Annotated in this window: 12 protein-coding genes and 1 pseudogene; 6 read left to right on the top strand and 7 right to left on the bottom strand. The window is 71.9% G+C overall.

What is annotated here, in order from left to right:
* Positions 1 to 201: 201 nt before the first annotated feature.
* Positions 202 to 1,542 (bottom strand): MATE family efflux transporter, encoded by a 1,341-nt coding sequence (locus tag ACFXB5_RS44440; protein WP_385219515.1) that lies wholly within the window; start codon positions 1,540 to 1,542, stop codon positions 202 to 204.
* Positions 1,543 to 2,002: 460 nt separating this feature from the next.
* Between ACFXB5_RS44440 and dnaB the strand changes: the two genes are divergently transcribed.
* Together dnaB and ACFXB5_RS44430 are read left to right on the top strand one after the other, a co-directional pair.
* Positions 2,003 to 3,481 carry a replicative DNA helicase gene (gene dnaB / locus ACFXB5_RS44435; RefSeq protein WP_385219513.1) on the top strand — a complete coding sequence of 493 codons (1,479 nt, stop codon included), beginning with the start codon at positions 2,003 to 2,005 and terminating at the stop codon, positions 3,479 to 3,481.
* An 80-nt stretch (positions 3,482 to 3,561) separates the two neighbouring features.
* Positions 3,562 to 4,164 carry a class I SAM-dependent methyltransferase gene (locus ACFXB5_RS44430; RefSeq protein WP_385219511.1) on the top strand — a complete coding sequence of 201 codons (603 nt, stop codon included), beginning with the start codon at positions 3,562 to 3,564 and terminating at the stop codon, positions 4,162 to 4,164.
* A gap of 17 nt (positions 4,165 to 4,181) precedes the next feature.
* Here the strand turns inward: ACFXB5_RS44430 and def are convergent, their stop codons facing one another.
* The 3 genes from def to ACFXB5_RS44415 form a co-directional block, all read right to left on the bottom strand.
* On the bottom strand, positions 4,182 to 4,820 hold the full coding sequence (gene def / locus ACFXB5_RS44425) for a peptide deformylase (RefSeq protein ID WP_385219509.1): 639 nt from the start codon (positions 4,818 to 4,820) through the stop codon (positions 4,182 to 4,184).
* Positions 4,821 to 4,984: 164 nt separating this feature from the next.
* Entirely contained in the window at positions 4,985 to 5,323 is a 339-nt protein-coding gene (gene trxA / locus ACFXB5_RS44420; RefSeq protein ID WP_044572667.1) for a thioredoxin, read from the bottom strand.
* A 58-nt stretch (positions 5,324 to 5,381) separates the two neighbouring features.
* Positions 5,382 to 5,813: a MerR family transcriptional regulator gene (locus ACFXB5_RS44415; RefSeq protein WP_385219506.1), complete on the bottom strand. Its 432-nt coding sequence runs from the start codon at positions 5,811 to 5,813 to the stop codon at positions 5,382 to 5,384.
* 117 nt (positions 5,814 to 5,930) lie between these two features.
* On the opposite strand from ACFXB5_RS44415, the gene ACFXB5_RS44410 reads away from it, so the two are divergent.
* Both ACFXB5_RS44410 and ACFXB5_RS44405 read left to right on the top strand, forming a co-directional pair.
* Positions 5,931 to 7,319 carry a serine hydrolase domain-containing protein gene (locus tag ACFXB5_RS44410; protein WP_385219505.1) on the top strand — a complete coding sequence of 463 codons (1,389 nt, stop codon included), beginning with the start codon at positions 5,931 to 5,933 and terminating at the stop codon, positions 7,317 to 7,319.
* 313 nt (positions 7,320 to 7,632) lie between these two features.
* Complete coding sequence (locus tag ACFXB5_RS44405; protein ID WP_385219504.1) at positions 7,633 to 8,928, top strand: SGNH/GDSL hydrolase family protein; 1,296 nt, start codon at positions 7,633 to 7,635, stop codon at positions 8,926 to 8,928.
* Between the two features lie 32 nt (positions 8,929 to 8,960).
* Here ACFXB5_RS44405 and ACFXB5_RS44400 read toward each other — a convergent pair whose 3' ends face one another.
* The 3 genes from ACFXB5_RS44400 to ACFXB5_RS44390 form a co-directional block, all read right to left on the bottom strand.
* Positions 8,961 to 9,416 carry a GNAT family N-acetyltransferase gene (locus tag ACFXB5_RS44400; protein WP_385219502.1) on the bottom strand — a complete coding sequence of 152 codons (456 nt, stop codon included), beginning with the start codon at positions 9,414 to 9,416 and terminating at the stop codon, positions 8,961 to 8,963.
* 128 nt (positions 9,417 to 9,544) lie between these two features.
* The gene (locus ACFXB5_RS44395) at positions 9,545 to 10,024 is read right to left on the bottom strand and encodes a MarR family winged helix-turn-helix transcriptional regulator (RefSeq protein ID WP_385219500.1); all 480 of its coding nucleotides are present in this window, start codon (positions 10,022 to 10,024) and stop codon (positions 9,545 to 9,547) included.
* 67 nt (positions 10,025 to 10,091) lie between these two features.
* Positions 10,092 to 10,598, bottom strand: a complete 507-nt coding sequence (locus ACFXB5_RS44390; RefSeq protein ID WP_385219498.1) for a DUF2269 domain-containing protein — start codon at positions 10,596 to 10,598, stop codon at positions 10,092 to 10,094.
* A gap of 242 nt (positions 10,599 to 10,840) precedes the next feature.
* Here ACFXB5_RS44390 and ACFXB5_RS44385 point away from each other — a divergent pair, with 242 nt between their 5' ends.
* Complete coding sequence (locus ACFXB5_RS44385; protein ID WP_385219496.1) at positions 10,841 to 11,473, top strand: HAD family hydrolase; 633 nt, start codon at positions 10,841 to 10,843, stop codon at positions 11,471 to 11,473.
* Between the two features lie 351 nt (positions 11,474 to 11,824).
* Positions 11,825 to 12,122: pseudogene (locus tag ACFXB5_RS44380) on the top strand (flavohemoprotein); the annotation flags it as partial.

Genomic DNA, 12,122 nt, shown 5'->3' with positions numbered 1-12,122 from the left:
TGGGGGGGGCGGGGGGGGGCGCGCCCCAGCCCGCGGGTTGGCGCCGCCGCGCCGCGCCCCCACGCCCCCCCGGGGGGCCCCCCCCCGTGGGGGGGGGGCCCCCCCCTCCGCCGTGTCGGCCTTCCGCTGTGCTGGGTCTCCGCCTTGCCCTCCGCCGTGTTGTCCTCCGCCGTGCCGGGGGCTGACTGGCGGGACATGGACTCAGCTTCGTACCGCGCCGGTGACGATCCAGCGGCCGGAGCGGGTGCGCAGCCACAGGGTCGCCATCCGGACCGACATCATCAGCGCCATGGTGCACCACAGCGCCGTCAGGCCTCCGCCGAGCGAGGGCACCAGCAGCGCCACCGGGGCGAAGACGACCAGCGTGGCGATCATCGCCCAGGCCAGATACGGCCCGTCGCCCGCGCCCATCAGTACGCCGTCGAGGACGAACACCACACCCGAGACCGGCTGGATGAGGGCCGTGACCAGCAGGGCGGGCAGCAGGGCGTCCCGTACCGAGGAATCGGTGGTGAACAGGGGGATGAACAGCGGCCGGGAGGCGACGACCAGCAGCCCCAGCGCCACCCCGGAGGCGATACCCCACCGCACCATGCGGCGGCAGGCGGCCCGTGCCCCCTCCTCGTCACCCGCCCCCAGATAGCGTCCGATGATCGCCTGGCCCGCGATGGCGATGGCGTCCAGGGCGAACGCCAGCAGGCTCCACAGGGTGAGCACGATCTGATGGGCGGCGATATCGGTGTCGCCGAGGCGGGCCGCCACGGCCGTCGCGATCAGCATCACGGCGCGCAGCGAGAGCGTACGGATCAGCAGCGGTGCCCCGGCGTGGGCACAGGCCCTGATCCCCGCGGCATCGGGCCGCAGCGAGGTGCCATGGCGCCGCGCACCCCGGATGACGACGGCGAGGTAGACGGCGGCCATGGCGTTCTGGGCGATCACCGTGCCCCAGGCCGAGCCCGCGATGCCCAGCCCGGCCCCATAGACCAGGGTGGCGTTCAGGGCGGCGTTGGCCCCGAAGCCGCCGATGGCGACATACAGCGGGGTCCGGGTGTCCTGGAGGCCGCGCAGCACACCGGTGGCGGCGAGCACCACCAGCATCGCGGGGATGCCGAGGGCGCTGATCCGCAGATAGGTGGTGGCGTAGGGCGCGGCGGTGTCCGAGGCGCCGAAGAGGTCGACCAGGGCGGGAGCGGTGGGAAGGGTGACGGCGATGACGGCGGCACCGAGCAGCAGGGCCAGCCAGATGCCGTCCATGCCCTGTCGTATCGCCCCGGCGAGGTCGCCCGCGCCGACCCGGCGGGCCACCGCCGCGGTGGTGGCGTAGGCGAGGAAGACGAAGATGTTGACGGCGGTGGTGAGCAGGGCCGCGGCGACGCCCAGACCGGCCAGCTGGGCGGTGCCCAGATGGCCGACGACGGCGCTGTCGACCATGACGAAGAGGGGTTCCGCCACGAGTGCGCCGAAGGCGGGAAGCGCGAGTGCGATGATCTCGCGGTCGTGGTGGCGCGGGGTGCTCCGCGCGCTCGTGGGGGCCTGTGTCATGAGGGAAATGTAATCGTCCACAGGTAAGAGACACAAGCTATTACTGGTCCTTACAAGGCGGCGCGCGGGACGATCTTCTCTGCGCCCTTTGTCGTGATCTTGCGCTGGGGGCGGAAGTTTTTCTTCTGCACAGGCACTGGATAGAGAAACAGCAGGTCAGGCCTGAGTTCTCGGGGTGATTGTGTGTTTGTCCACAGCACTGTCCCCCGGCCCGTGCACAGGTTCGCGCGACTTACCCACAGGATGGATCCCATCATCCACATGCCCTGTGGATAACCAAGTTGGCTGGCGGTCCCGACGGGCCTACCGTGGTCCGGCGCCCGCCACCCGATCCGGCCCTGGAACCCCCAGCTTCCGATGCGCCGTGTCCGGAAAGCCGGCCGCTCAGTTGTGTCATAGCCGTGCCGTAAGAAGGACGGGCACGGCGAGGTTCGCTTCGCGGACGGGAGGAGGTGGCGGGGTGAGCGTGCCCGAGCCCATGGACGACCCATGGGCGGACTCCGGCCCGTCCGACCGGTTCCCGTCCCCCCGCTTCCGCCGCGGTGAGGGCGGCGGCCGGGGCCGCGACGGACAGGACCGCGACGGAGGCGGCGGCTCCGCCTGGGAGGGCTCCGGCTTCGAGCGCGTTCCGCCCCAGGACCTCGACGCCGAGCAGTCCGTGCTCGGCGGCATGCTGCTCTCCAAGGACGCCATCGCGGATGTGGTGGAGGTCCTCAAGGGCAATGACTTCTACCGGCCCGCCCATGAGACCGTCTACCAGGCCATCCTGGACCTCTACGCCAAGGGGGAGCCGGCCGACCCGATCACCGTCGCCGCGGAGCTGACCAAGCGCGGCGAGATCGCCCGGGTCGGCGGCGCCTCGTATCTCCACACCCTCGTCCAGTCGGTCCCCACGGCCGCCAACGCGGAGTACTACGCGGAGATCGTCCACGAGCGCGCCGTGCTGCGCCGCCTCGTCGAGGCCGGCACCCGTATCACCCAGATGGGATACGCGGCGGACGGGGACGTCGACGAGATCGTCAACAACGCCCAGGCCGAGATCTACGCCGTCACCGAGCAGCGCACCAGCGAGGACTATCTGCCGCTCGGCGACATCATGGAGGGCGCGCTCGACGAGATCGAGGCGATCGGCTCGCGCAGCGGACAGATGTCCGGCGTGCCCACCGGCTTCACCGACCTGGACTCCCTCACGAACGGGCTGCACCCGGGCCAGATGATCGTCATCGCCGCCCGCCCCGCCATGGGTAAGTCCACCTTGGCCCTCGACTTCGCGCGCGCCTGTTCCATCAAGCACGCCATGCCGAGCGTGATCTTCTCCCTGGAGATGGGCCGCAACGAGATCGCGATGCGTCTGCTCTCCGCCGAGGCCCGGGTGGCGCTCCACCACATGCGCTCCGGCAGCATGACCGACGAGGACTGGACCCGGCTGGCCCGGCGGATGCCGGACGTCTCCCAGGCCCCGCTCTTCATCGACGACTCCCCGAACCTGTCGATGATGGAGATCCGCGCCAAGTGCCGCCGCCTCAAGCAGCGCAATGACCTCCAACTGGTCGTCATCGACTACCTCCAGCTGATGCAGTCCGGCGGCGCCCGGCGCCCCGAGAGCCGTCAGCAGGAGGTCTCGGACATGTCGCGAAACCTGAAGCTGCTGGCCAAGGAGCTGGAGGTGCCGGTCATCGCGCTTTCCCAGCTGAACCGAGGTCCCGAGCAGCGCACGGACAAGAAGCCGATGGTCTCGGACCTCCGAGAGAGTGGATCCATCGAGCAGGACGCCGACATGGTCATCCTGCTCCACCGCGAGGACGCCTACGAGAAGGAGTCGCCGCGCGCGGGCGAGGCGGACCTGATCGTCGCCAAGCACCGTAACGGCCCGACGGCCACGATCACCGTCGCCTTCCAGGGCCACTACTCCCGCTTCGTGGACATGGCCCAGACCTGACAGCCGCTGCCCGGCCCGCGCTTTGCCGTTCCCGCAAAGAAATTTGTCAGCTCGCCCTGGGCGGGGGCAGGTTGGTGGGCATGGACAGACAGTTCTGGGACGACAGGTATGGCAGTCGTGATCAGCTCTTCAGCGGGGCGCCCAACGGGGTGCTTGTCAGCGAGGTCGCCGAGATGCCGCCGGGACAGGCGCTCGATGTGGGGTGTGGGGAGGGTGGCGACGCGGTCTGGCTGGCGCGGCGGGGGTGGCAGGTGACCGCGGTGGACATCTCCCGGGTCGCCTTGGAGCGCGCCGCCGCGGCGGCCGCGGATATCGGGGGCCGGGTGGCGTGGATGCGGTCCGATCTGATCAGTGCGCCGCTCCCGGGCGCGGCGTTCGACCTGGTGTCGGTCCAGTACTTTCCGCTCAAGCGTCAGCCGGACCACGGCGGGCTGCGCAGGCTGCTGGATGCCGTCGCGCCCGGGGGCACGCTGCTGTTCGCCACGCATGACCTCGCCGACCTGAGCGCGGACCCGGAGCAGGGCTTCGACCCCGGGGACTACTACCAGCCCGACGACATCGCCGGGGTGCTCGACGACGACTGGGCGGTTGTGGTCAACGAGACCCGTCCACGCACCGCTCCCGCCCCCGCCGGCACCCACCACACCCATGACACCGTGCTGCGAGCGCGACGGCTGCGGTGAGCGGTAGCCGGGGCCGGTCAGGGCTGGAGCTGGTGGCCCAGGGCCGTCGCCTTCTCCACGCGCCGGGCGAGGACCTCCTCATGACGGTCCGCCATCTGCCGCAGCGCGTCCTTGCGGTCGCGCTTGGAGAGCCGGTCGATGTAGAGGTGCCCCGAGAGGTGGTCGGCCTCGTGCTGCAGACACCGGGCGAAGTAGCCGGTGCCCTCGATCACCAGCGGGTTGCCGTCCTTGTCGACGCCGCGGACCACGGTGCGGTCGGTGCGCGGTACGTCCATCCGCGCGCCCGGTACGGACAGACAGCCCTCGGCCTCCTCGATGAGCAGCCGGTGGGACGGGTCGGGCTGGTCCAGGACGGGGTTGATGATGTGGCCGACGTGCCGTACGCCGTGGTCGTCAGGGCAGTCGTAGACGAACAGCCGCAGATCGACGTCGACCTGATTGGCGGCCAGCCCGGCGCCGTCGGCGATGTACATGGTGAGGAACATGTCGTCGATGAGGGCGCTCAGCTCGGGCGTGCCGAACTCGGTCACCTCGCGGCAGGAGCGGCGGAGCACCTCCTCACCGACCTCGGTGATCCGGCGCGGGGAACCGCGCCCGGCCTCGGGAGGCAGCGCCGGATAGGAGTCGACGGGTTTCCCCTGCACCAGGACGCGCACCGCTGACCTCACCTTTTCCGCCCCCACTGCCGGCCGCCTGATGGCCGCTCACGGCCGCTGGCGGCCGCCCCCGCTGATGGTCATGTCCGGCCAACGTAGCAGGGGCGGTTCGGCCTCGGCTCCGGCGCGCGTCAGATCGCGTCAGTACGGGGTCAGGTACGGGGTCAGAGCGCTTCGCCGAGCTCTTCCAGCAGCCGCCGCTTGCTGCGGGCCCCGACCAGCGACCGCACCGGCTCGCCCGCCCGGAACAGCATCAGGGTCGGCATCGAGAGCACTCCGTACGCGTTGGTGGTGGACGGGTTCTCGTCCACGTCCAGGGACACCACCTTCAGCCGGTGGCCCTCCTCCTGCGCGATCTCCGCCAGCACCGGCGCGATCATCCGGCACGGCGGGCACCACGAGGCGGTGAACTTCACCAGCACCGGCAGCTCGGCCGCCAGCACCTCCTCGGCGAAGGTGGCGTCCGTGACCGTGGCCACTCCCCCGGTGTGTGTCAGTGACATGTCATATCTCCCTTGGCGTCTTTGTCGTGCGGGTGGAGCTGTTGTGGTTACGGCGGGCTCACGGGCCGGGCGGCGTCAGCTCACAGCGCGGCTCCGGGGCCCCTTCGGGCGCTGTCGCCTCGGCCTCCAGCTCCGCGCGGGCCCGCTCCGCCTGGTCGAGCTGTGTCCCGACCCGCTCCCGGATCGCGCCCAGCCGGGCGATGCACTCGTCCAGCTCGGCGAGCTTGCGCCGGTAGACCTCCAGCGAGGCGGGGCAGGAGTCACCGGCCGGATGGCCGGAGCGCAGGCACTCGACGAACGGACGCGTCTCCTCCAGCTCGAAGCCGAAGTCCCGCAGCGTGCGGATCTGCTGGAGCAGCCGCAGGTCCTCCTCGTCGTACGACCGGTAACCATTGCCGGTGCGGCGCGCGGGCAGCAGCCCGAGCGACTCGTAATAGCGCAGGGTGCGGGTGGTGGTACCCGCCCGTTCGGCCAGCTCTCCGATCCGCATGACCTGACGGTAGACCTTGACCCCGGCGTCAAGGCCAGAGCGCGGCGCGGGGCTGGGTGGCACCCGGCCGCCGACCGATGACTGACCGTTGTCACACCCTCGCCGTAGAGTGCCGATATGACCACACCCGACGTGGATGAGTTCGCCGAGCCGCTGCCCGCCACCCGCCGTGCCCTGCTGCGGCGCCTTGCCCGCGGCCAGGCCGAGGGCCGTGCCCCGTCGCTGGTCGGGGCCGTGGTGCGGGAGGGGCGGCTGGTGTGGACGGGTGCGCGCAGCTCTGTGGACGGATCCGCACCGGACACCGACACCCAGTACCGCATCGGCTCCTTGACCAAGACCTTTGTGGCGGTGCTGGTGATGCGGCTGCGCGACGAGGGGCTGCTGGACCTCGGCGATCCGCTGGCCAAGCATCTGGACGTGCCGGAGGCCGAGGGCGCGACCGTGGCCCAGCTCCTCTCCCACACCTCGGGGCTCGCCGCCGAGGCCCGCGGCCCGTGGTGGGAGCGCACGCCCGGGGCGCTGCGGCCCGAGACCGCCGATATCTTCGGCGAGCGCCCGCTGACCCACCCCGCGGGCCGCCGTCATCACTACTCCAATCCCGGTTTCGCACTGCTCGGCGCGCTGGTCGAGCGGCTGCGCGGAGCGCCCTGGGGCGAGGTGCTCGCGCGCGAGGTGCTGGAACCGCTGGGGATGGGGCGTACGTCGCTCGAGCCGCGGGCGCCGCACGCCGGAGGATGGGCCGTGCACCCCTGGGCGGATGTGCTGCTGCCCGAACCGGCCGAGGACACCGGGCGGATGGGCCCGGCCGGACAGCTCTGGTCGACCGCCGGGGATCTGGCCCGCTTCGCCGCCTTCCTGCTGGACGGGGACGAGCGGGTGCTCGGCGCGGAGTCGCTCGCCGAGATGCGGGTGCCCGCCGTCGCTCCCGAGGAGGGGGACTGGGACGGCGGCTATGGCCTGGGGACACAGCTCGTCCGGCACGGCGGACGGTTCCTCCACGGCCACACCGGCTCCATGCCCGGCTTCCTGGCCTCGCTGTGGGTGAGCGCCGAGGACCGGCTGGCCGGGATCGCGCTGGCCAACACCACCTCGGGGCCGGCGATCGGCGCCATCGCCGCCGACCTCATACGGATCGTGGCGGAGCACGAGCCCCGTATCCCCGAGCCCTGGCGCCCGCTGACCGAGGTCGATCCGGCGCTGCTGGCGCTGACCGGCCCCTGGTACTGGGGCCCCCGCGCCTACCATCTGCGGCTGCGCGCGGACCGTGGACTGGAGCTGTCCCCGGCCACCGGGGGAGGCCGGGCCTCCCGCTTCCGGGCCGAGCCGGACGGCACCTGGACGGGGCTGGACGGCTATTACGCGGGGGAGACGCTGCGGGTGGTCGAGGGGGAGGGCGGCGCCCCGGCCCATCTGGACCTGGGCACCTTCGTGTTCACCCGGGAGCCCTACGCCCCGGGTGACGTGGTGCCCGGCGGGGTCGACCCGGAGGGCTGGCGCGCGCTCTGAGGGGAGGCGGCGGGGCGGGAGCGGGGTGCCGCGTTCCGGTGGGTTGCCGAGGATCCGGCGGCCGTAGCCTGACCCCGCCAGTGGTACGCACGGCCGGGGGCTGGGTCGGCGGTGCGGTGGGCGGCAGGTTGGTCTCCGGCTCTCCCGTACTTCGGTTCGCGGGTACGCGGGTACGCCGGTTCGCCGGTTCGCCGGTATGTCGATACGCCGGAGCTCATGTGCTCCCGTACCTCCGTACCCACGTACCCCGGATCTCCGTACGGGAGCGGCCTGATCCGACCCGCTCACTCTCGCCTCCCCCAGGAGCCCCGCCGTGCGCTCGTCCACGCTTCGTCTCAGCGCCTCCCTGCTCGCCCTCGCCACCGTCATGGCCGCCTCCATGGGCGCCTCCGGGACGGCCACCGCCCGGCCCGGAGGCCCGTCAGCAGGCCGCGACCGGCCGGGGACGGTCTGGTCGGCCGGGTGGGCCGCCCCCGTCCAGCGCCCCAGCTCGGGCTTCGAGAAGAACTGGGCCGAGAGCGGGTTCGCCGAGCGCACCGCCCAGACCGTGCGTCAGGTCGTCCGGGTCACCGGCGGCGGCACGGCGGCCCGGATCGGGCTGTCGAACCGCTACGGCACCACCCCGCTGCGGATCGCGGGCGCGACGATCGCCCATACCGCGCACGGCGCCTCCGTCCACGGCGCGAGCCTGCGCGCGCTGACCTTCGGGCACCGGCGATCGGCGGAGATCCCGGCGGGCGGGGAGACGGTGAGCGACGCGGCCCCGCTGCGGGTGGCGGCTCGTCAGCCGGTCACGGTCACGCTGTACTTCGACCGCCCGACCGGCCCCGCCACCTTCCACTCCCAGGCGTACGCCCGCAGCTTCCGCGCGGACGGCGACCACCGCGCCGACCGCGCCGGGACGGCCTTCACCGAGACCACCCACTCCTGGTACTACCTCTCCGATGTCGAGGTCACCGGCGGTTCCCGGCACCCGGGCACGGTGGTGGCCTTCGGCGACTCGATCACCGACGGCTTCGGCTCGACCTACGACGCCGACCACCGCTGGCCGGATCTGCTGGCCGAGCGCCTCGCGGCCGCGGGCACCCCGCGCCCCGTCCTCAACTCCGGGATCGGCGGCAATCTGCTGCTGCGCGACTCGGCCTGGTACGGCGACCGGGCGGGCGCCCGCTTCCGGCGCGATGTCCTGGACAAGCCGGGCGTACGGTCGGTGATCCTGCTCGAGGGGCTCAATGACATCGGCTTCAGCGAGGTCGATCTGCCCACCTACAAGCCCAATCCGCAGGTGTCGGCCGAGGAGGTGATCGCCGGTTACCGGGAGCTGATCGCTCTTGCCCACGCCCGCGGGATCAAGGCCATCGGCGGGACGATCCTGCCGTTCAAGGGCGCCGAGTACCACACCCCGCGCTCCGAGGCGAAGCGCGCCGCGATCAACGACTGGATCCGCACCTCGGGCGCCTTCGACGCGGTCGTCGACTTCGCGGAGGTCATGGCCGCGCCGTCCGATCCGCTGCGGCTGAACCCGGCGTACGACTCGGGCGACTTCAAGCACCCGAACGACGCGGGCTACCGGCGGATGGCCGAGGCCGTCGATCTCGCGACGCTGTGAGGCCGCCGGCCGGGAAGTGAGACCAGGTCGGTTCAGGCCAGCGGCAGCTTGAAGCCGATGTGGCTGGCCTCGAAGCCGAGCCGCTCGTAGAAGCGGTGGGCGTCGATACGGGTCGCGTCCGAGGTGAGCTGCACCAGCAGACACCCCTCGCGGCGCGACTCCTCGACGGCCCATTCGATCAGCTGGGTGCCGAGCCCGCCGCCGCGCTCCTCGGAGTGGATCCGGACGCCTTCGATGATCGAGCGCGTGGCGCCGCGCCGGGACAGCCCCGGGATCACGGTCAGTTGGAGGGTGCCGACGGTGCGGCCCTCCCGGACCGCGACGACCAGCCGCTGCTGGGGATCCGAGACCAGCCGCTCGAAGGCGGCGCGGTACGGGGCCAGGTCGTCCGGGGACTCCCGGCGGGCGCCGAGCGGGTCGTCCGCCAGCAGGGCCACGATCGCCGGGATGTCATCGGCGGTCGCGCGCCGTATCTCGAAGTCGCTCATGCGGTGGAGCCTACGCCGGGGGCCCGCGAGCCCCGGACGGCGGCGACGGGCCCCGGCCACCGGGAATCAGCACGCCCCGGCATCGGCACGTCCCGGTCAGCACGTCCCGGGATCAGCACGTCCCGGGATCAGCACGTGGTGCCGGGCAGCCCCTCCACAGCGGCGACGAGGGGCGCCAGTTCCGGCCGCCGGGCGGCCTCGGCGAGGGCCTCGCGCAGCGCGGTGTCATGCGTCGGCCGCGCCTCCTCCAGGAGCTTGAGCCCGTCGTCGCTGACATTGGTGTAGATGCCGCGGCGGTCGCCGGGGCAGATGTAGCGGGCGAGCAGACCGCGGTCCTCCAGCCGGGTGACCAGCCGGGTCGTGGCGCTCTGGCTGAGCACGACGGAGTCGGCGAGCTGCTTCATCTGCAGATGTCCGCCGTCGCCGTCGTGCTGCCCGCTGAGTACGTTGAGCACGGAGAATTCGCGGACGCTCAGATCGTGCCCGGCCTGCAGCGCACGCTCGATGTGCGTCTCTATCCGGCCGTGCAGGGAGGACAGGGCGCACCAGCCCTGGGCGAGTGCCTGTCCTGCGGGCGGGGCGACGGCGCCGTGCGGTTCATCCGGCATGGAACCCCTCCTAGGTGGGTGAGCGGATTCCAGGATAGTCCAGGGATGAAATAGACCGCGTATGCAATTATCGGCGCTTTGTCGCCCGCAGCCGCCGTCCCCGGGCGGTCAGCCCCCAGGGCTTGATCACCGAGATCGCGGTGAGAAAGGTATAGACGCCCAGGCTGACCGACGGGGCCAGGATCAGATCGGTGGTCGCCCCGACCGCCCGGCCCGCCACCACATCGGCCATCGCGGAGTCGATCCGGGCGCGCAGGGCGAACGCCGTGGCGGCGGTGGTGAGCATTGTCAGCCAGAACTTCACATACACCCACCGGTGGCGCGCCAGCCCCCAGGGCGTCCCCAGCGACAGCACGATCCCGCTGACCAGCGACAGCAGGCTGATCGGGATCAGCAGCCAGTCGCCCAGCACATTCATGGACCGGTACGCCGCCCCGGCTGCTTCGGCCGAGCCGGCCGTGGCCCCGGTGATCCCCAGGGCCAGTACTCCGAGGGTCAGCCCGAGCCATCCGACGGAGACGACGACATGAACGACGAGGAGGCCCCGGCGCGCGGGGCGGGTGAGTTGCCGCATGTCCCCACCGTGGCGGCGCGGCGGCCCCCGGGGCGTCTGACGCCGGGAGTATCCGCGCGTACTCCCGGCGGCGCGGGCGGACCGGTGCGATGGCTCCGGACAGGTGCGACGGGGGCTGGACCGGTGCGACGGGGGCTGGACCGGTGCGACGGGGGCTGGACCGGGCCGTTGGCGCCGGGCCGGGGGCGGCTGCGCCGGGCCGGGGCGGTGGGGGCCGGCGGGTGCATCTACGCTCGGCTGGTATGACCAGACTGCATCTGTTCGATCTGGACGGGACGCTCATCCACGGCTCGGCCGCCGCGATCGAGATCTCCCGGCAGCTCGGTCTGGAGCGGGAGATCGCCGCGCTGGAGCGGGCGTTCGCGGGCGGGGAGCTGACGACGGCCCAGTTCGCGGAGCGGGCCTGTGCGCTGTGGGAGGCGCTGACGGAGGAGCATGTGGCGGCGGCGTTCGAGGGGGCGCCGTGGCTGGCCGGGATCCGCGAGGTGTGGGCGGACATCCGGGCGCGGGGCGAGCGCTGTGCGGTGATCTCGCTCTCGCCGGGCTTCTTCGTGTCGCGGCTGCTGGACTGGGGCGCGGACGCCACGTACGGCTCGGCGTGGCCCGCCGTGCCGTTCCGGGAGCCGGTGGATCCGGCGGGGATCCTGACCCCGGCCGCGAAGGTCCGGATCGCCGATGAACTCTGTGCGAAGTTCGGCTTGACCAGGGATCACTGTGTGGCCTATGGGGATTCCCTCTCGGACGCCGAACTGTTCGCGGTGGTGCCGGTCTCGGTCGCCGTGAACGCCGACCACCATGTGAGCGAAATCGCATCCCACGCCTATAGCGGTCGTGATCTCCGAGAGGCCTACGAATTGATGGGTAACCGCACGTAACTATCGGTAATTACGTGAGTTGGTGGGTGTAATAGGTGTGGGGCACTTGGGGCTTGTGAATTCATCCGGGGCCGGTAGGGTCGGATCCGGTTCCGTGCGGCGTGCTGTAACGGGGTCAGAACGGGCATCCCAGGCCAACCGGCATAACGGGAACACAGCCCCCGTTTCCCGGACTTCGGGCTATGCGCCCGGGACGGGGAACGAGCATGGCATGCTGCCCGGAAGAGAGTTACGGAGAGGGTCGGCACGACCATTCTCGCTTGAATCAGTGCACCAGGACGGGGAATTGCGGGCACATTCCGGCAGCGGAAGTGCGAAGACCGACAGAAAGATGTTCGAGGCGAGGCAACCATGGACGCTCCGACCACCACATCGTCGGCCGGCAGCGACGGCTCCGGCGGAAACAGTGGCGACTGGGGCTGGTTCACCCCGAGCAGGAAACCGGCCGACGACCGCAGGGCCCCGGACCAGCAGAGCGATGAGCGCGCGCCCAGCCGCCCGGTGAACCCGATACGGCCGGTCGGCACCGAAGCCGACCGCCGTACGCCCGCGGAGCCGGCCCCCGCGCCCGGCCCGGGAGCGGGCGGCGGCCGTCCGGACGACCGCCGCACCGCCGACCGCCGCCCGGACGACCGCCGGGCCCCCGGCC

This window comes from Streptomyces sp. NPDC059455, assembly GCF_042750115.1.
In the GTDB taxonomy this organism is placed as follows: Bacteria; Actinomycetota; Actinomycetes; order Streptomycetales; family Streptomycetaceae; genus Streptomyces; species Streptomyces endocoffeicus.
The sequence above is the reverse complement of the archived record's forward strand: the minus strand, read 5'-3'. Positions and strand labels throughout refer to the sequence as shown.